Here is an 18,179-nt window from a genome sequence, read left to right on the forward strand (position 1 = left end):
GACTTCATTGGACCAGAGAAGGAAGGATAAAAAAAGAAAATGGTTCCGGCCTTTAAAGCAGGGATTTCTGATCGCGTTTTCAGCGGGATGTCTGGCGGCCTGCGGACAGACGGCATCCTATCAGAACGCAAAGGGTTCTGCAGCAGAGTACACGCCGGGGCAGATCATGACTGTTGCGGCGACGGAGCGCAACCGCTATCAGAACATCTACACCGGACAGCTCTGGTCTGTTGCGGCTGATGGATCGGGAACCACTTTTGAATCCCTTTTAAAAGGCCAGATGGAGCAGTTTTTGACAGAACTGGCAGCCATAAATCTTTTGGCAGAAGAAAAAGGGGTTGAGCTTACCAATCAGGAAAAGACGCAGGTGCAGAGCCTGACGGATACCTATTTTTCATCCCTTACACCGGAGGATCTGGATTATATGAAGGTATCCAAGGATGAAATCTACGATTTATACAGCAAATATTATCTGGCGGATAAAACCGTATCTCAGCTGACAGATGAAAAAGCGCTGGAGGTAAGTGACGCAGAGGCAAAAGTGATCCGGATCCTGCAGATTGAAACAGATACAGAAGAAAAGGCGGAGACGCTGTGGAAAAAGGTCAATGAGCCAAAAGCTGATTTTGCTTCTATCGCTGAAAAAGAGTCGGGCGGCAGCCAGGTCGAGTTTCAGCTGGAGTGGAGCGATACATTAAATGCTTTGGAGGAGACGGCTTTTTCTCTGGAACAGGATCAGATCAGCGAAATTATTTCCTGGGAAGGGAAATTTTATATTCAAAAATGCATATCGGCCTATGATGAGGAAGCTACAGCTGCCAGAAAGCTCCGGCTTTTGGAAGAAAAAAAAGCCAGAGCCTTTGACCAGATTTATATGCCGTTTATTCAGAACCATCCGATCCGCCTAAAAAACGGGATTTGGGAGGGCGTGGACTTTTCACAGGGAGAAGAGTGCACCTCCGATGATTTTTTTCAGCTGTATCATGAGATGGGGGAATGAAAGCGAAATTCCTTCTTTTTGTTGATACAGCGAACCTTTGCCCGGGGAACATATTTGCCGCAGTGCTGGCAGTAGGTTTTGTGGCAGGCGTTCCGCCCTTTTTGGCAGAGGCCAAACGCTTCATAATACTTACAGGGGATTTCTCTGTACTTAGCCATTTTTACGCCTCCTCTCCTGCTTTGAAGTTGTATACCGGGCGCAGGATTTTTTCTATGGATACGGCATCAGCCGCCGCCGAACGGATTTCCTCCAGAGACCGGTAGGCAAAGGGGGCTTCATCTAATGTCCTCCTGGAGATGCTGGGGGAATAGATCCCTTTCATTTCTTTTTTGTAATCAGAAAGAGTCCAGTGTTTTCCCACATCTACTCTTTTCATGATCCGCCCTGCGCCGTGAGGGGCGGAACAGTTCCAGTCAGGATTTCCCAGACCTTTTCCGAGAATAACCCCGTCTTTCATATGAATGGGAATAATAACAGGTTCATCTTTTTGGGCCGAAATGGCGCCTTTGCGCAGGATGGGGGGATTTTGGGTCTGATCCACATAGTTATGCTGGCAGGAAATGACCGTATCCGCTTTCCACTTCATTCCGCGGAGAAGTTCATCCAGAATAGCCTTCCGGTTCAGTGCGGCAAACTGCTGTGTCAGTTCAAGATCATTTAAATACTGCTCTTTTAAACCGCCTTCCAGCCATGTGAGCTCATATGGAACGTGAAGGCCCTGTTTTTTTAAGTATTTCTGGCCTTTTTTCATATAATGATCGAAAATATTCTTTCCGAGACAGCGGCTTCCAGAATGAATGATAACGTAAAAACAGCCATTTTCATCCTGATCCAGTTCAATAAAATGGTTTCCTCCGCCCAGACTTCCCAGACTTAAAACGGCTTTTACCTCATTGATGCTGTTTTTGCAGCAGAAGGCTTCCGGATGGAAGTGATCTGCGTATCGGTGGAGTGTTCTGCGGATTTGTGAGCCAGAGGGAATCTGTTCCCGGATGAGTGAGTCGAGCTTGGGAAAATGATCCGTTCGGACTTTGCCGGACAGTCTGGCCATGGTAATTCCGCAGCCGATATCAATTCCTACCGTTTGCGGCAAGATCTGTTTTCCGACAGTGGCAGTAAAACCGATGGTGCCTGCCTTTCCGGGATGGACATCCGGCATGATGCGGATCTTGCTGCCTTCAAAGGCTGGATTGTCACAGAGCATCTGGATCTGGGCCAGAGCATATGGCTCAATGGAGGTTTTGGGGTTATTTGTGTGATAAATGATAGCGGATGTATAGATTCCAGTTACTGTTTTCATTGTATTCCTTTCTCTGTAAGGGTGTTTTGCCTGAAAAAGGGCGCAAAAAACACCTCATAAACGGTTAGGCTCAGAGGCGGGAAACTGGAAATATTTGGAATGGACTTTGCCTGTGAATACAGAAATATCCAATCAGATATGGAGTTTAGAACCTCTGAGAAATTTGACTGCTGTATCGTTGTTTATAGCTGCATTCATAGTAAATCCTCCTTTCGTCCGGGTTGATAGCTGCAAACAGTCGTGCTCCTGTTTTATGGCCTCATTATACGCGGGAAAGATAGGATTTGTCAATATGAGAAAATGGCAAAACAAAAATGCGTTATGATTGAAAGAACTCTTCGGTTTTTGATGAAATGGGTTAAGGTAGCTTAAATGAGTGGATTATGATATACTTAGAAAAGCAAAAATACATAAGAAATGGAAAGGGGAAAACACAATGAAAGCAGTAAACGTGCATAGACTGTGGAAAGGGATTTTTACGGCAGCAGTATTATCCTGTCTTCTTGCTGTTCCGGCATCGGCGAAAGAGGAGAGGACGCCGGTAGGCCGCATTACGCTGAATTTTAGCGCGGATATTCAGGCGGGAGACTCAGAGGCGTACATCGATGTATCGGTAGAAGATGGAAGCTGCTCCGTGGAAAGCGCAGATTTTGTCAATGAGCAGGAATACTGGGCAGGAGGCGTTCGCCCCAAAGTGGAAATATGGCTGGAGGCAGACAGCGACTGTTATTTTAAAAAATCAGGAAAAAGTGCGTTTACCTTTACGGGGGATGATGTAAAGTATGTTTCAAGCTCTACCAAGTATGATAGGGAAATGATGCGTCTGGTGGTAACGCTTGACAAGCTGGATGAAGAGGATGAGGATCTGGAGGTATCAGGACTTATCTGGGATGAGGACAATGCCATTGCTCACTGGGATCAGAATGGGATTGCAAAAAAATATAAGGTGCGTCTGTGCCGGGGCCGGGGAGGAAGCTCCACGGAGGATGGCGTGGGCTCGGTTCATACGGTGACAGAAAACAGCTTTGATTTTGCAGAGCAGATTCCCAAGGCAGGAAATTATTATTTTAAAGTAAGAGCCGTTGATATCAGGGACAATCTGGGCGATTGGGAAGAATCTCCATGGTTTGAGGTGACAGAGGAGGATTTATCTGAGTGGAAGGGAAACTGGAAGCAGAATGAGCGCGGTTGGTGGTATGAAAACAGGGACGGCTCCTGGCCGAAGGAGTGCTGGCAGATGATCGATTCAGACTGGTACTTTTTTGACAGTGAAGGCTATATGAAAACAGGATGGATTGACTGGAACGGAAAATCCTATTTCTGCAGCGAATCAGGAGCTATGCTGGTATCTTGTACAACGCCGGATGGATATTCGGTAGGAGAAGACGGCGCTAAGATCCTTCCATAGCTTTTTCGGGATATAAGGCGGTCTTTTCGGGTAAAACCGCAAGAAAAGCCTTGAGTTTACAGAAAAAGTATGATATATTAATTTTGTTTGACTATAAGGAAACGGAAAGAGGTACAGGTCATGGCAGTGATTCAGGTTATTTTATCGATCATATATGTACTCCTTGGCATCGCTATTTCAATCGTAATTCTGATGCAGGAGGGTAAGTCCAATGGACTGGGCGGCGCTATCGGCGGCATGGCTGAGAGCTATTGGAGCAAAAATAAAGGCCGTTCCATGGAGGGTGCATTAGAGCACTTTACAAGATACGGCGCTATTGTATTTATGATCATCACACTGATCCTGAATATTATTTTAAAGGTTCAGGGATAATAATACGGACACAAAAACACCCTTTCATGTATCGCATTGAAGGGTGTTTTTTTAAATGAATAGACAGAAAAGAGGATACATGGAAAAAGAACAATTGGAACAGAGAAAGAAAATGCTGACAGAGCTGATGAATGACAAAGCATATGTGCCTATGAAGGCAAAAGAGCTTGCCATGCTGCTTGATATTCCAAAATCCAGAAGAGAGGAGCTTCAGGAGGTCCTTGATAAGCTGGTGGAGGATGGTGTGATCGGAGTCTCAAAAAAGGGGAAATATGCTAGATCAGAGACTTTTTCTGTGAACGGCCTTTTTAGCGGCCATTCCAGAGGGTTCGGATTTGTTACAGTTGAGGGAATGGAGAGGGATGTATTTATTCCAGAGGACAAGACCGGGGCTGCCCTGCATGGAGATCGGGTGCAGATCGTGATCACATCCGATGGACAGAAAGGACGCCGTCCGGAAGGGGCGGTGATCCGGGTGCTGGAGCACGCAAACCGTGAGATTGTAGGATATTTTCAGAAAAGTAAAAATTTTGGCTTTGTTGTGCCTGATAATGTGAAGCTTTCCAGGGATATATTTATCCCTCAGGGCTGCAGCCAGGGGGCTGTAACGGGCCATAAGGTAGTGGTGCAGCTTACAGATTTTGGCGGTCCGGGAAGAAAGCCGGAGGGACGGATTACAGAGATCCTGGGACATGTCAATGATCCCGGCACGGATATTTTATCCCTGGTGCGGGCCTATGGGCTTGCAGAATCATTTTCTGAGGATGTGATGGAGGAATTAAAAACGATACCGGATGAGCTGGAGACAGAAGCAGCGCCTGAAGGAAAACGCTTTCGTGAGGATATGCCGTATTATTTGGATGATCTGGTCTCTAATGACGGGTGGAAGGAGCATTGCAGAGGACGGCTGGATCTTCGCGGGCTTCAGACTGTGACCATTGACGGGGAAGACGCCAAGGATCTGGACGATGCGGTGACGCTTGGACGGACACCGGAGGGTAATTATATTTTGGGAGTCCACATTGCGGATGTAAGCCACTATGTAAAGGAGAACAGCGCTCTGGATCGGGAGGCGCTTCGGAGAGGAACCAGCGTGTATCTGGTGGATCGCGTGATCCCTATGCTGCCGCACAAGCTTTCTAATGGAATCTGCTCCTTAAATGAGGGAACGAACCGTCTGGCGTTAAGCTGTATCATGGAGATAGACGGCCAGGGGAATGTGACAGACCACAGAATCTGCGAAACAGTAATCTGCGTAGACAGGCGGATGAGCTATACTGCGGTGAACGGAATTTTGACTGGAGAAATGGAAGGGCTTCAGGAGGAACATGCAGAGCTTGTACCGCTTTTTAAACGGATGGAAGAGCTTTCGGGAATTGTGAGAGAACGGCGCAGGAAAAGAGGGGCTATTGACTTTGATTTCCCTGAGAGTAAAATTTTTCTGGATGAAAAAGGACGCCCTCTGGAGATTCGTCCCTATGAGCGCAATACAGCTACAAAGATCATAGAGGACTTCATGCTGTTGGCAAATGAAACGGTGGCAGAGGATTTTTACTGGCAGTCCGTACCCTTTCTTTATCGGACGCATGATACGCCGGATCCGGAAAAAATGAAGCAGCTGAGTGTTTTTATCAATAATTTCGGCTATTTTATCCGTATGCAGCAGGGAGAAATCCATCCAAAGGAGCTTCAGAAACTTTTGGACAAAATTGAAGGAACACCGGAGGAACCGCTTTTAGCAAGGCTGACGCTGCGTTCCATGAAACAGGCAAAATACACAACGGAATGTTCGGGCCATTTTGGACTGGCGGCCCGCTACTATACCCATTTTACCTCTCCTATCCGCAGGTATCCGGATCTTCAGATCCACCGCATTATAAAGGAAGCGATCCATGGAGAGTTAAAGGAGAAAAGACAGGCGCATTATGAGCAGCTTCTTCCTCAGGTGGCAGTCCAGACATCTGCGTTAGAGCGCCGTGCAGAGGAAGCAGAGCGGGAAACGGAGAAATTAAAGAAATGCGAGTATATGGCAAAGCATATAGGAGAAACCTTTGAGGGGGTGATCTCCGGCGTTTCCAACTGGGGCTTTTATGTGGAGCTGCCCAACACGGTGGAGGGAATGGTTCATATCAGCGAGCTCCGGGATGATTACTACATTTTTGATGAGAGCCGATATGAGCTTACAGGAGAACTGAAAAAGAAAACATACAAGCTGGGACAGCCGGTGCGCGTGATCGTATCAGGGACGGACCGGATGCTTCGAACGGTGGATTTTGTGCTGGATCGAGATCTGTAACAATTTCTTTACTTCACTGTGGGCCTGTGGTATGATAATAACATCTGTCTGAGCAAAAGAGAGGCAGAGGGAGGTAAAAGGTGAACGATCGTATTAAGCTGGTAGCAAATAATAAAAAAGCCTACCATGATTATTTTATTGATGATAAATATGAAGCCGGAATTGAGCTTTTCGGTACAGAGGTCAAATCGATCCGCATGGGAAAGTGCAGTGTGAAGGAAGCTTTTGTAAAGATTGATAAGGGACAGGTTTACATTTACGGAATGCATATCAGCCCCTATGAAAAGGGAAATATTTTCAATAAAGATCCTTTGCGGATCCGCCGTCTTCTTCTTCATAAATCAGAAATTATGAAGCTGAATGGAAAGATATCCGAAAAAGGATACACCCTGATGCCCCTTCAGGTATACTTTAAGGGAAGTCTGGTAAAGGTGGAGATCGGACTGGCAAGGGGAAAGAAGCTTTACGATAAGAGAGCGGATATTGCCAAAAAGGATCAGCGCAGAGAATTGGAAAAAGAATTCAAGGTGAGGAATCTGTATTAATCTGAAAAGAGTTTATGCAAATGAAAACGTACAGCTGCAGGAAGCTTGTGCTCCGAAAGGCTGTACGTTTTTGTTTACAGTTTATTAAAATGTTTTCTGTAGACCTGGAAGGACAGGATTACTGTAAATATATCAGCTGTAAACTGAGACCAGACAAGGCCATACATGCCAAAGACGGCATTTAACAGAAACAGCATGGGAATATTGAAGGCGCTGACCTTTTTCACGTCCTCTTATCTGTAGATGGTAAAAACACAAAAAAACAAGCAGAAAATTACACTGCTTGTTTCAAATGACCTGACCGGGAATCGAACCCGGGTTTACGCCGTGAGAGGGCGTCGTCTTGACCGCTTGACCATCAGGCCTTATTAAATTGACACATAAATACGAAAGTATAATTATAAAACACTTTCAAATGACCTGACCGGGAATCGAACCCGGGTTTACGCCGTGAGAGGGCGTCGTCTTGACCGCTTGACCATCAGGCCTTATTAATACTGTATCCTCATCGCTGAGAACTCGTATAGTCTACCATGAGTTTTTCGATTTGTCCAGTGTTTTTTGTAAAAAAAATAAAGATGTTTAATTGATAAAAATAAAGACAATATTCAGAAAATTCATTTTGTTAAAAAAGGAGGAGGCCGGCTGAATTCTTTTCAGCCGGCCGAGTATTATGAAAAAAAGTTTAATAGCATTAACTCTTTACAATGTTCAGTATAGAAAGCAAACATGAAGAGAGTTTGATCAATCTGTAACAGAATTATGAACAGAGTGTAAGAAGTTTGTGAATGGAAATTGTGAGAGGTCTGAAATGCAGGATAAAACCTTGGCAGATCTGGAAAACGGGCTACGAAAAAACCGCCTAAACACTGGCTTTTCCAGCATTTACGCGGTTTTTAAAAAGTGGAGCTGAGGGGAATCGAACCCCTAAAAACCCCTAGTATTTATCAGCATTTCTGGGCCGCGTGTGATATTTCGTGTGATACTTACATGATTTTGAACTGTTTAAAATGCTCATTGATCTTCTTATTCTGCCGGGCAGTTTCCAGATCAATCACATTCCGGTATACGGTTTTCATTACGTTATCAGAAGCCCAGCCGCCCCGCTGTAGTATGTACTGATCCGGTACGCCGATCACGTGCATGATCGAGGCGGCGTAATGTCTGAGGTCGTGAAAGCGGAAGTGAGGTACATCAAGCTGTTTAAGCCTGCGCCCAAACTGCTGCGTGATCTGGTTCGGGGTAAGGTTTACCACCCGGCCCTTTTTCTGCTTCAGACGCTCAATGACAAAGGATGGCATTTCAATGGTGCGATACCCGCCGGAGGTTTTAGGCTGCTTGATAACCCAGCTTTTGTTTTCGTCCAGAACCATAGAAAACTCTACAGTTACGGTATTCCCCCGGATATGATCCGAATCAAGAGCAGAGATCTCACCCCGTCTAAGCGGCCCAAAGGCTGCCAGCAGTACAGCAAGTTCCAGATCGGTCCCTTGGATACTGGCAAGCAGCTTTTTTATATCCGTATCATTTGGACAGTACAGGGCCGGCTTTTTGGCGGCTGGCAGTTTGATGTGCAGCTGGGTATCTGGGGAAAACATATCCAGAACAGCAGAAAGAAGGCCGTAGGCGTTTCTTACGCTCTTGGGGCTTAAACAGGCAGATAATTCACTTACCCATATTTGCACGGTTGCGCTGTCTATCTCCGGAAGCCGTGTCATGCCTATCTGGCCTTTTAAATAGTTCCGGCGTATCTTTTCATACCCGACTATGGTTGAAGGGGAAAGCGCGCCTTTTTTGGCTGCGATATAACGCCCTGCGGCATCATATACCGTTAGATTGTCCGGCGTGATGCGGTTCTGCTCCTTGGCTGCCTTCCATTCAGCAGCAGCCATTTTCGCCAGCTTCTTAGTGGGAGCTGTAAAGCTCTTATAATGCTTCTTCCCGTCCAGGTCTGTATAATCGTATACCTGTACCCGGCAGTTTCCAGATGGAAGAGTGTTCTTTTTCTTTGCGTTTGTCATGTGCGTTGCTCCTTTCTGATCGGGAGAGCCGCACAGGACGGCAAAGACAGCGTAATAGTTCTACAAAAGGGCAGAGGCCCCCTGTATACGTTGTAATGGTGTTTCAATGCGGTTCCTCCTGATCCTCTGCCGGGCTGGGGCGCATGGATGGAAGGAAGAACAAAATTGACAAATAAGTATGATTAGCATATAATATACTTAACAAGAGAGCTGCTGGTCAGCGTACACCTGACCGCCGGCAAAATAAAGAGTTATGAAAAATAGCGCCTTATCTTACCAGGACGAGGGCGCTATTTTTTGCGTGTAAGGTAGATCACAAGAGTTATAACAGCGCAAAGCATAATTACAAACTGAAATAAATCGGAGTATGTAACCATCAGCACCAGCCTCCTTCTGTAAAAACGTCCGGCGGCTGACATAACGCCCCAGCAGCTCCCTGGTTAAGTATATTATATTGTCAATGTGTCGGGTGTCCAGATCTTGGACCCTCTTGGGGTGTCAACAGTATTGACAGCTGAGCTGTTACTATTAGTCCATCCGAAAGTCTAAGGTCTGGAATACCGACTTTAAAGTATGCGGTAAAATACCGTATACCCTTTGGGAGGTTGGTTGAACCAACTTCCGGGATCTGCAATACCTGTCCCTTGTTTTGGGGTACAGGTATAGAGCTCTGTCCATTTCTGGATTCGACTGGGTGAACGATTCGCTCAGCCTGCTACTGGTGGTAAGGTTTCGCACTTGGACGCAAAATTGCGCTCGGCTGAAAATTCAGCTGCCACTTTTAGGCCTCTGCCCCTCAGAATCAACCCGCTCAAAATTGAGTTGGTTCGTTTTCTAAAGGGTGTCCCACAAATGTCCTACCCTTGGAGGAGAACAGGGCTATAACGTTTCGTTCTGGCAGCCTCAGGCACCAAAACGGTAGGGGCATATGGCAACCTCAGCAAAAAAGGTGTCGCGTTTCACGACAGCTCAATAACGTTTTGTTATTCAGTGGCGCCGCATTTGCGAAAGGGTGTAGATCTTCTCGACGGGGTAACGTTTTGTTACTCCATGGTGTTGCGACGTCGCAACAATCACAGCAGCTGACTGATATTGATAGACAGATCGGAGAAGATCCCGACCTTTATACTGCTTTCAAACGGGAAGATAATGGGGGCAAACTCTGCCGGATCCTGCTCATTGAGGTATACAGTAGTATATTTTTTTAAGGGATCTATAATCCAGTATTCACGGACCCCGGCATCCAGATAAAGGGAAACTTTATGGGCGTAATCCATGCGGCGGCTGCTGGGAGATACCACCTCAACAATAAAATCAGGAGCACCGGAACATCCCCGGTCAGTCAGCTTATCAGGATCACAGATAACAGAAATATCCGGTTCCACCCAATTTTTATTATCAGCATCCAGATTTACAGCAAAGGGGGCGGGATATACTTTGCAGTTTCCTTCTTTTGAATCAATATAATCCGCTAGTTTACGAGCTAACTGGAATGTGATTTCCTGATGGATTCGGCTGGGTGGGGCCATGCTGTAAAGCTGTCCATCAATCAGCTCAGCCCGTGAACCTTCCGGCAGAGCCCAATAGTCTTTTGAGGTGTACTGTTCTTTGGGTAATGGCATGAAGTACCGTCCTTTCTTTGTTTGAACCGTTCCTGTTGGCGCAGGGGCAGTTTTTAATTTAATGTTCTGATTTGATCGATAAAATAGCGAGCTTCGTCGAATGCGTTTTGAATCTGTATAGTGGCATTTAAATAGGCGATACAAAAAGCAAAAAAGTGTATCAGAAGAATTACACTAGTAAAAACTATTCGTTCCATTAGTGTTCTTTTTCCAGTACACCAGTATAACGCTAAACCAGCGGGCCAGAAAATAAACAATGATACTACCCCGATAAAAACATTTTTAGAGTAAAACGGGTCTTCTGACAAATCATGCATTTCTACGGGAAGATCTGGATAATGCTCAGATATAAAATCAACAGCCCGTTGTATAGCAGCATTGGATTTCTGAGGAAAGAAGAAACGTTCAAAATGCCCATATTCATCATGAAAATCCATATATCCCCCTTCTGTCATAGTACGGAAGCAGTATTCTATACGGGAAATATCTTCATAACGGAACTTCTTCAATTTGTATGTCCATTGATAATCTCGTATATTTATTTCTGTTTTCCCAATAAAGAGTTCCTGCGATTTGCCTTTAATACTCATTTTCTCCCCCTTTTATTTATTTTTGAAATTTTTGTAATATCGAAATTCTTGGATTAGCATATCGGTTCACTAGGATGTTATGGCTCTAAGGATTTTCCTCTGGCTGTTTTTTGCTTAATTGTGTAACTAACTTTTCAAGAACTTTCAACTCATCTTCATTCATTTTTGCAAGTGCTTCAATTAGGCGCTTTTTGAAATTTTCATCCTCTTCTTTTATTATTAAATCACCAGTGAAATTAGAGTTTGTGGCTATTGTATGTGTAGATCCTTTGTTGACTTTTGAGGCATTAAGATATTTGTTTGGTATATCTTGTTTTTGTACGAGTGGTTTAGATGATAGTTTGGGCACAGATTTGTCAATTTCCTGAGTAGGCTTTAAAAATAATTTTTTGATTTCTTCTTTTTCTTCTGATGGAAAATTTTTTTTAATCATTATACCTTCTGTACCTTCAAGTTTTTCAAAATTATCCATCAAAAAGTCAGGAGGGATAATTGGTTTATCTAAAAGTTCGTTGATGTTACAATCAAGAACTTTTACTAGACGGTACAATACATCTGTTTTAGGCTCGTACTTTCCTCTTTCATAACTTCTAATAGTAACTTCATTAACCCCTACCATTTGAGCTAGTTGCTTTTGTGTGAGTTTGGCTTGTTTTCTTAAATATCGGATATTTTCTCCTATACTCATATAAGAACCTCTTACTTACAATTTATTAAATAAATTCAGTATAACATAATCCGAAAGGTTTTAACAGAGTCAAAACTATTTATTTTTGTTCTTGACAGAGTCAAAACTATCGTTTAAAATGCAATAAAACAGAGTGTAATAACTCTACTGAGAATGAGAGGTGAAATGATGAGAGCAGACAGAAGAAAACTAGAAATTGCAATGGCACAAGTATGTATGAACACTGAGGACTTGCAAAAAAAGGCAGGAATTCCTCGACCCACACTTAATGGAGTTATTTCTGGTCGAAATGTTAGGCCAGGAACCATCGGTAGGGTTGCCAAGGCCCTTGGGGTTGATGTGACTGAGATTTTAGAAACGGAATAAGCTCCGGGCTGGGGCGCATGGATGAGGGGAAGAAACATCCCTTCATCGTACCGGTGCAACTCTGTGTCGGTTCCCGATCGGGTAAGGGCTGGCCGTTCTGGTCGGTCTGATAGATAAAGAATTTAAAATATAACTCAGGCAGAATACGAGGAGTGATTACATGAAAATGCCAGCGTGGGCGATAGAGTTTAAAGTGGATCTGTACGCATTGAAAGAGTACAAAGGTTGGACAGATGAAGAACTGGGGAAGCGTTTAGGAGTTACGGCCCGGACGGTCGGCAATATGCGCCGGAATCCCAGCAGCGTAAACGGCGCTTTGATTCTTAAAGTGCAGTCAATGCTTAAAGAAGCAAAGGGGAAATACTGATGGCAAGCCGTGAAGAACTGTTGCAGAGCATTGGGCCAGATATGAGGCTTGATAAATGGTTTTTTCTGCGAATTTATGGCTATGAGCTTACGTGGCCGGGATTTGCAGAGGTAGTGTATTCAAATCAGAAAGGAAATCATGCAATGAATGAAAGAAAAGAAAGGGGGATGGGGTTTGACTTATCAGGATGTTTATTTGATGGACAACCTCACCATTGAAGCAAAGGCTATTTATGGTATGTTGTGTAGTTATGCTGGAACAGGCGGAACAGCTTACCCAAGTGTAGAATTTATCTGTAATTCATTACAAATCAGCGAAAGACGTTTTTATACTCACATGAATCTTTTGATAGGTGCAGGAATTGTAGAAAAGCAGATATGTAGAAAAAACGGAAAAAGGTCAAATAACCTTTATGTCTTAACTCCAAATATCCATTTTCAACCCGTAGAAAATGAAAGTGTAGAAAACCTAAGTGTAGAAAATGTGGGTAGTAATAATAATACTATAAATAATAACAATACAAATAATAATAATATAAATACTATTTGCTCAGAGCCGGAAAAATCTGCTCCGAGCGGAACCGGAATTATGATTCCGTTAGCAGACGGCACTTATTTTGACGTTCCAGAGGATAAAATACCGCTATGGAAGCAGGCATATCCGGCTGTAAACATAGATCAGGAACTGAAAAAGATAATTGCCTGGTGTGATGCCAATCCCACAAAGAGGAAAACCCGAAGGGGTGTTACAAAGTTTATTAACTCATGGCTGGATCGGAGCCAGAACCAGAGCAGAGGCACAAACGGCCAGCAGACAGGAGTACGCAGTGGAGAAAACAAACAGGGATACATTGATTCATACATATAACTGCCGCCTCTGCCATGATACAGGTTACGTTATCCGGTCGGCAATCGTACCGGAGTACGATCCTAAAACGCCAGTAGAGATCGGTGATCCGTGCCCGGTATGCAAAGGGCATTGTCAGGATGATGCAACGGGAATCCCGGCTGTATTTTCTGAGGCAGATATGAGGCATTTTGATTTCGGGCGGTATAAAGCCATTAACCCGAACTTTGAAAAAGTAACCTCCAGCTTCTGGAAACAGTTTGAACGCTGGGAACAGAGAAATAAGGGGTTGTACCTTTGGAGCCAAACGAGGGGGAGTGGGAAAACGCTTCTGGCCTGCTGCCTTTCATCCTCTGTACAGGTGAAATACAGGCGGCGTATAAAGTTCATTTCTTCCCCGGAGTACCTTTCCAGAGTTTCCGAAGCGTACAAAAGGGAGCCATGGCAGCAGGATGGCTTATACGCCTATATGAACTGCGACCTTTTGGTGCTGGATGATTTTGGGAGTGAAAAAAGGGGAGAGTGGCAGGATCAGGAACTATTCCGGCTGATTGATTACCGCATGAATCACGGGAAACTGCTGATTGTGACCTCTAATCTTCCAATTTCGGAGTTGAAATGCGATACAAGGATTTCAGACCGGTTAAACCGGCTCTGCATCCCTCTGCATTTCCCGGAGGAAAGCATAAGGGCCAAAACGGCAGAGGAAGAAAATCGGAACTTTATACAGAGCATATTGCAGAATGGATAAAGCCCCCATTGATGCAGGAGGGGGGAAGGAGGATATTATGGACAGAATTTCACGGATCAGAAACGAGAAGAGAAGAAGCAAAGAAAAGGCAGGATTATTTATTAACACGCTGTTGGCCTCTGCCGGGGCTGGAACAGTGGCTTTTATGGTAACGGCAATGGTATTTCAGGCTGATGGCCTTGTGGCGTTCCTGATGGCTTACGTTGCCGCTTGTATGGCTGCGGTTATCAATCCACTATGGTTATTAGGCAGAGGATAAAACAAGGCTTTATAAATGGACGATATAGCTTTGAAATTGAGGTTGATGGAGAAAATTATTTCGTTGGCAAGGATGCTGCAGAAGCGTTAGGCAAATGCAAGAAATGCAGTCCCGAACCATGTCAGCGATGAGGATAAGCTGACTCGGTGTTTTGCCGACTCAGGTCAGAACAGACAAATGTATATCATTAACGAATCCGGCCTTTATTCTTTAATCTTTGGAAGCAAACTGGAATCAGCTAAACGCTTTAAACGCTGGGTAACATCTGAGGTCCTTCCGGCAATCCGCAAAAACAACCTACAACGCATAAAATTTAGGAAGGAGGTGATTATGGTGAAGGAATACGGATTTACGAATTACATTGATATAGGCAACACGGGGAATGACGTTCCTATGGATTCTCTTACCCCTGAGGAGCGTAAGAAAGTTGCATATGCCCTGCAGGAGCAGGTTATGAGAGTTTCAGGGATGAGAAGAGTAACAAAAACCAACAGCGAGCAGTCAGAAAGGACAAGCAATACAGGCAGAAACAATTAAGTATGAGGCCCCATTGGAGATGCCTTATTAACTGGATCAGAGAAAGGATGAAAAAAATGTATATAAAAAGAATAGCACCGGAAGAACTTCCATCAGAGTATGTATTTTATTTAGAATATCGCTATCATGTGGAATTAAGCGAATTTATCGTGATGGTAGATGACAGGAAAGAAATTCTGTTCGTCAATAAAGAGGTTCCGCAGAGGGATATTGACGGCTTTGTAAAGATAATTACGTTTCCTGAATATTGGGTGTGTGATGATGAATCCCCAACAGGAAAAATCCTTGATTATGTGTACAAAAAATATGGACATTATGTATACATGGCATTAACAGAGGCCCATGCGTGGCGTATGGAGCAGAAAGAGAAGAGGCGGGCAGCGGAAACCGCCGGAAAGATTATCCCATTGATTGAAAAGGAAATAAATAACGAAAATCCGATAGTGAAATATGACGAATTTCTTGCCCATGAAATATGGAAACAGGGATATGACCTCAACAGACCCACTCCAAACAGGCTAACAAATTATGGTAATATGTATGAATTTTATTTTGGATATCTCCTGGGATCAGGAGCGCTGAAAGATATTATTAAATAGCGGCTGATAGACGTAGCACGGATATTATGGGGCCGGATTCTGGCTGTATAAGTGAAAATACTTAAAACAGTGTGAATCTGGCCCTGTTTTCTCTGAAAATGTGGGGATGGATGATTACTGAAAAGGTAGTAAAATAGTAGTAGTGGCAGAAGTTGAAGGAGGAAAATCATGTGCAATGAAAAAATTCGTCAGGAAATGAAGCGGTCAGGTATTTATTGCTGGCAGCTTGCAGATGCGCTCAATGTGGCTGAAAGTACATTTTACCGAATGATGCGGCATGAACTCCCGGAAAAACGCAGAGAGGAAATATTGAGGGCAATCGGAGAGATAAGGCAGGTTGATTGAGTGGCAAGAAAACGGGTTTTTACAGAGAGTATGATAGCGGCCTTTCTGGAACATGATAAGATCTCAGATATTATGCGGGCAACAGGCTTAAGCCGGAATACTGTGACGCGGTACCGGGATGATCCACAATTTCAGGATATTTTAAATCAGCGCAGGGTTCAGGTTATCCGAAGAAGCGTCCAGAAGATGCAGCAGTCATTGACGGACTGCGTGAACGTATTGAATCGCATTATCGCTGATGACAGCATTTCTCCCCAAATAAGAGTGAATGCAATTCAGATTATGATGTCACAGTGTAAGTCCTGGACAGAAACGGCAGATCTGGCAGAACGGGTAGAAGCATTAGAAAGGCAGAGCCAAGAGGAATAATTGACGGACTTAGGGGGTGCTATGCAGAATGAATTTAAGGCAGAAAATAGAAAAACTGGAAGAAAAACAGGAGAGGAAACGTCGGAAGTATATTGTTTTTCCGCGGTTTTATAAGGGTCAATATTATGTTGACGGAGAACCCATTGCAGACTTAAAGGATTATATGCATGGGTGTGGGGCAGAGGTAGCCATTATTAACAATTTACCAAGATTCAATGAAAAAGGAGAGCTTATTTTATGAGCAGGATGCTGGCGGGGGTTACGGTTGACGATGAACTGTACCAAACATTCACGGCAAGGAGATATGATGTTACACAGGAATTTAAAAACCTGCCGCTTGAAACGGTAATTATTTATGCAAATTCTAGGGATCTGGAAGAATATCCGGAGATTCAAAACCGATGTAAGGAGATTACAGAACAGGTAAAAGCAGAAATCAGGGAATATTATTCTTCAAGGGACGGCAGAAAGGAGTACAAAACGATGATACACAAGGATTTTTCTGAATATATGCGGGATGTACAGAAGATAGAGGCAGATATGAGGCCCAGGGCTGAGAAAATCCGCAGCACAGTGGAGAATGCCCGGTCTAAATGGGAAAAGGTATGTAATGATAGGGACGCAAGCGAGGTTTCCAAGGCATCCTGGAAAGCAGAGTACCTGCAGGAGGAAGAGAATTTTAAGAAGGGTATTGCAGATTTGGAATCCGAAGCGGGTAAGGCATTTGACAATGTGAGGGAGCAGTTACAGGAGCATCTGAATGATTTTTATGATCCTAACGGAAGCCGGATTGATGATATGACAATGAAGCTGTTGAATATTGGATTCCCGTTTAAAAAAGAGGAATTGGACCGTTTGGCTGCCAGATATACAGATAATCCTACTATGCTCCGTATACTGATACAGTATGCTAAAAAAAATGGGCTGCGCTCCGATCTGATTTCGACCCTTGAATATTATATTAACCATGGCAGAAAGACAGAGATGGAATATTTTGATAATCTGCGGGAGTTTGCCACAAAAGTCATTCGCGATAAGGGTATGTCCCCGACTTATGAGCAGGCGTTTAATGAGGCGGCGGAGAAGGTTGTAACAAGTGTTCAGGCGCTTCCAATACGCCCGAATGTAGATTAGGGGGGCGACAGTGATAATAATAGGAATTTTGCTGTTTGTAATTGTGTGTGAATTGGCGGCAATTTATGAGAAGATTGGAGAAATGAAAAATGAGCAGAGAGATATCAATAATTAAGGACTGTGTATGTGGGTGCGCAAAGTTATCAGAGAATGCTTTAGAGAAGGCAGAGCATCAGGTAGAAATTATGCGTTTGGGATTGGCTTCTATGTGTGAAAGCATGGCTTGCAGGGAACAGGAAAACGAGAGGGAGGGATGCGGAAATGGCTGATATTCGTTTTGATGATGGGTTTGAAGAATTTACAATCAATGGCGATCCACAGCGGGTTATTCGCATTAATCCCAAGGATGTGAACATCTTGGCACGTTTTGAAAAAAGCATGAAGGAATTGAAGGAAGAGAGCTCCAGTATATCGGATATTGAGGTCAGAGCGGACGGGAGTCTTGCGGAAATGCAGCATTCAAAACTTTCAGAGAATGCAAGGAGGCTGCAGGAGTTTAATGAATCCATCAATCAGAAGCTGAATTATATTTTTAATGCGGATGTGACAAGTGCAGCTTTTGGAAGGCAGTCCCCGCTGTCTTTGTCCGGCAGGGATAACCGCTTTTTATTTGAGGTGTTTTTAGAATCGGCGCTGGAGGCCGTGAAAGAACGTTTGGAGGAAGCTGCAAAAAGTATGGAGGATAGAGCAGCAAAATATAGCGGAGCTTATAAAAAAGCAGAGATGAATGGGAAAAAATATCCGTTTCCGGTGGAGTAAATGAG

The 18,179-nt window shown here is 44.1% G+C and carries 24 protein-coding genes, 2 tRNA genes and 1 pseudogene; 19 read left to right on the forward strand and 8 right to left on the reverse strand.

Going from position 1 to position 18,179, the window contains the following annotated elements; all coding sequences use genetic code 11:
- The first annotated feature begins 7 nt into the window (after positions 1-7).
- A complete protein-coding gene (locus BN3656_RS08760; RefSeq protein WP_066546764.1) occupies positions 8-1,000 on the forward strand; it encodes a hypothetical protein in 993 nt (330 codons plus the stop codon).
- Here BN3656_RS08760 and BN3656_RS16665 read toward each other — a convergent pair.
- Positions 982-1,158: a hypothetical protein gene (locus BN3656_RS16665; protein ID WP_167544869.1), complete on the reverse strand. Its 177-nt coding sequence runs from the start codon at positions 1,156-1,158 to the stop codon at positions 982-984. The two genes, BN3656_RS08760 and BN3656_RS16665, sit on opposite strands and share 19 nt — an antisense overlap.
- A gap of 2 nt (positions 1,159-1,160) precedes the next feature.
- Complete coding sequence (locus BN3656_RS08765; RefSeq protein WP_066546769.1) at positions 1,161-2,300, reverse strand: RtcB family protein; 1,140 nt, start codon at positions 2,298-2,300, stop codon at positions 1,161-1,163.
- 436 nt (positions 2,301-2,736) lie between these two features.
- Between BN3656_RS08765 and BN3656_RS08770 the strand changes: the two genes are divergently transcribed.
- From BN3656_RS08770 to smpB, 4 genes are all read left to right on the forward strand, one after another.
- On the forward strand, positions 2,737-3,708 hold the full coding sequence (locus BN3656_RS08770; protein WP_066546770.1) for a hypothetical protein: 972 nt from the start codon (positions 2,737-2,739) through the stop codon (positions 3,706-3,708).
- Positions 3,709-3,828: 120 nt separating this feature from the next.
- Positions 3,829-4,080, forward strand: a complete 252-nt coding sequence (gene secG / locus BN3656_RS08775) for a preprotein translocase subunit SecG (protein WP_066546771.1) — start codon at positions 3,829-3,831, stop codon at positions 4,078-4,080.
- A gap of 79 nt (positions 4,081-4,159) precedes the next feature.
- Complete coding sequence (gene rnr / locus BN3656_RS08780) at positions 4,160-6,376, forward strand: ribonuclease R (RefSeq protein ID WP_347460873.1); 2,217 nt, start codon at positions 4,160-4,162, stop codon at positions 6,374-6,376.
- 80 nt (positions 6,377-6,456) lie between these two features.
- Entirely contained in the window at positions 6,457-6,921 is a 465-nt protein-coding gene (gene smpB, locus BN3656_RS08785; protein ID WP_066546774.1) for an SsrA-binding protein SmpB, read from the forward strand.
- Positions 6,922-7,214: 293 nt separating this feature from the next.
- Here the strand turns inward: smpB and BN3656_RS08790 are convergent.
- From BN3656_RS08790 to BN3656_RS08815, 6 genes are all read right to left on the reverse strand, one after another.
- Positions 7,215-7,286, reverse strand: a tRNA-Glu gene (locus BN3656_RS08790).
- Between the two features lie 51 nt (positions 7,287-7,337).
- Positions 7,338-7,409, reverse strand: a tRNA-Glu gene (locus BN3656_RS08795).
- A 498-nt stretch (positions 7,410-7,907) separates the two neighbouring features.
- Positions 7,908-8,942 (reverse strand): site-specific integrase, encoded by a 1,035-nt coding sequence (locus tag BN3656_RS08800; protein ID WP_066546777.1) that lies wholly within the window; start codon positions 8,940-8,942, stop codon positions 7,908-7,910.
- Between the two features lie 1,073 nt (positions 8,943-10,015).
- Positions 10,016-10,564: a Uma2 family endonuclease gene (locus tag BN3656_RS08805; protein WP_066546780.1), complete on the reverse strand. Its 549-nt coding sequence runs from the start codon at positions 10,562-10,564 to the stop codon at positions 10,016-10,018.
- Between the two features lie 53 nt (positions 10,565-10,617).
- Positions 10,618-11,154 (reverse strand): hypothetical protein, encoded by a 537-nt coding sequence (locus tag BN3656_RS08810; RefSeq protein WP_081422913.1) that lies wholly within the window; start codon positions 11,152-11,154, stop codon positions 10,618-10,620.
- Between the two features lie 85 nt (positions 11,155-11,239).
- On the reverse strand, positions 11,240-11,842 hold the full coding sequence (locus tag BN3656_RS08815; protein WP_066546783.1) for a helix-turn-helix transcriptional regulator: 603 nt from the start codon (positions 11,840-11,842) through the stop codon (positions 11,240-11,242).
- A gap of 165 nt (positions 11,843-12,007) precedes the next feature.
- On the opposite strand from BN3656_RS08815, the gene BN3656_RS08820 reads away from it, so the two are divergent.
- The 14 genes and pseudogenes from BN3656_RS08820 to BN3656_RS08875 all read left to right on the forward strand — a co-directional run bounded on the left by BN3656_RS08820 (position 12,008) and on the right by BN3656_RS08875 (position 18,174).
- Complete coding sequence (locus tag BN3656_RS08820; RefSeq protein ID WP_242962975.1) at positions 12,008-12,208, forward strand: helix-turn-helix transcriptional regulator; 201 nt, start codon at positions 12,008-12,010, stop codon at positions 12,206-12,208.
- A gap of 160 nt (positions 12,209-12,368) precedes the next feature.
- Positions 12,369-12,575: a hypothetical protein gene (locus tag BN3656_RS08825; protein WP_066546785.1), complete on the forward strand. Its 207-nt coding sequence runs from the start codon at positions 12,369-12,371 to the stop codon at positions 12,573-12,575.
- The gene (locus BN3656_RS16435) at positions 12,575-12,793 is read left to right on the forward strand and encodes a hypothetical protein (RefSeq protein ID WP_066546788.1); all 219 of its coding nucleotides are present in this window, start codon (positions 12,575-12,577) and stop codon (positions 12,791-12,793) included. Before BN3656_RS08825 ends, BN3656_RS16435 begins: the two co-directional genes overlap by 1 nt.
- The gene (locus BN3656_RS08830; RefSeq protein ID WP_081422914.1) at positions 12,723-13,442 is read left to right on the forward strand and encodes a helix-turn-helix domain-containing protein; all 720 of its coding nucleotides are present in this window, start codon (positions 12,723-12,725) and stop codon (positions 13,440-13,442) included. Before BN3656_RS16435 ends, BN3656_RS08830 begins: the two co-directional genes overlap by 71 nt.
- Positions 13,402-14,172, forward strand: a complete 771-nt coding sequence (locus BN3656_RS08835; protein WP_167544870.1) for an ATP-binding protein — start codon at positions 13,402-13,404, stop codon at positions 14,170-14,172. The genes BN3656_RS08830 and BN3656_RS08835 overlap by 41 nt, the downstream gene beginning before the upstream one ends.
- 37 nt (positions 14,173-14,209) lie before the next feature.
- On the forward strand, positions 14,210-14,431 hold the full coding sequence (locus BN3656_RS08840) for a hypothetical protein (RefSeq protein WP_143331341.1): 222 nt from the start codon (positions 14,210-14,212) through the stop codon (positions 14,429-14,431).
- A gap of 138 nt (positions 14,432-14,569) precedes the next feature.
- Positions 14,570-14,650, forward strand: a pseudogene (locus BN3656_RS16835) (phage antirepressor); the annotation flags it as partial.
- A 111-nt stretch (positions 14,651-14,761) separates the two neighbouring features.
- Positions 14,762-14,968: a hypothetical protein gene (locus BN3656_RS16840; RefSeq protein WP_066546805.1), complete on the forward strand. Its 207-nt coding sequence runs from the start codon at positions 14,762-14,764 to the stop codon at positions 14,966-14,968.
- Between the two features lie 56 nt (positions 14,969-15,024).
- Positions 15,025-15,567, forward strand: a complete 543-nt coding sequence (locus BN3656_RS08850; protein WP_066546808.1) for a hypothetical protein — start codon at positions 15,025-15,027, stop codon at positions 15,565-15,567.
- 168 nt (positions 15,568-15,735) lie between these two features.
- A complete protein-coding gene (locus BN3656_RS16670; RefSeq protein WP_167544871.1) occupies positions 15,736-15,912 on the forward strand; it encodes a hypothetical protein in 177 nt (58 codons plus the stop codon).
- The gene (locus BN3656_RS08855; RefSeq protein WP_066546811.1) at positions 15,913-16,281 is read left to right on the forward strand and encodes a hypothetical protein; all 369 of its coding nucleotides are present in this window, start codon (positions 15,913-15,915) and stop codon (positions 16,279-16,281) included.
- A gap of 28 nt (positions 16,282-16,309) precedes the next feature.
- Positions 16,310-16,522, forward strand: coding sequence for a hypothetical protein (locus BN3656_RS08860; protein ID WP_066546813.1), 213 nt, complete (start codon positions 16,310-16,312; stop codon positions 16,520-16,522).
- Positions 16,519-17,415 carry a hypothetical protein gene (locus BN3656_RS08865; RefSeq protein WP_066546821.1) on the forward strand — a complete coding sequence of 299 codons (897 nt, stop codon included), beginning with the start codon at positions 16,519-16,521 and terminating at the stop codon, positions 17,413-17,415. The genes BN3656_RS08860 and BN3656_RS08865 overlap by 4 nt, the downstream gene beginning before the upstream one ends.
- A gap of 261 nt (positions 17,416-17,676) precedes the next feature.
- Positions 17,677-18,174, forward strand: coding sequence for a hypothetical protein (locus tag BN3656_RS08875; protein WP_066546830.1), 498 nt, complete (start codon positions 17,677-17,679; stop codon positions 18,172-18,174).
- The last annotated feature ends 5 nt before the right edge of the window (positions 18,175-18,179 follow it).

Source organism: Clostridium sp. AT4, from assembly GCF_001517625.2.
Lineage (GTDB): Bacteria > Bacillota > Clostridia > Lachnospirales > Lachnospiraceae > Enterocloster.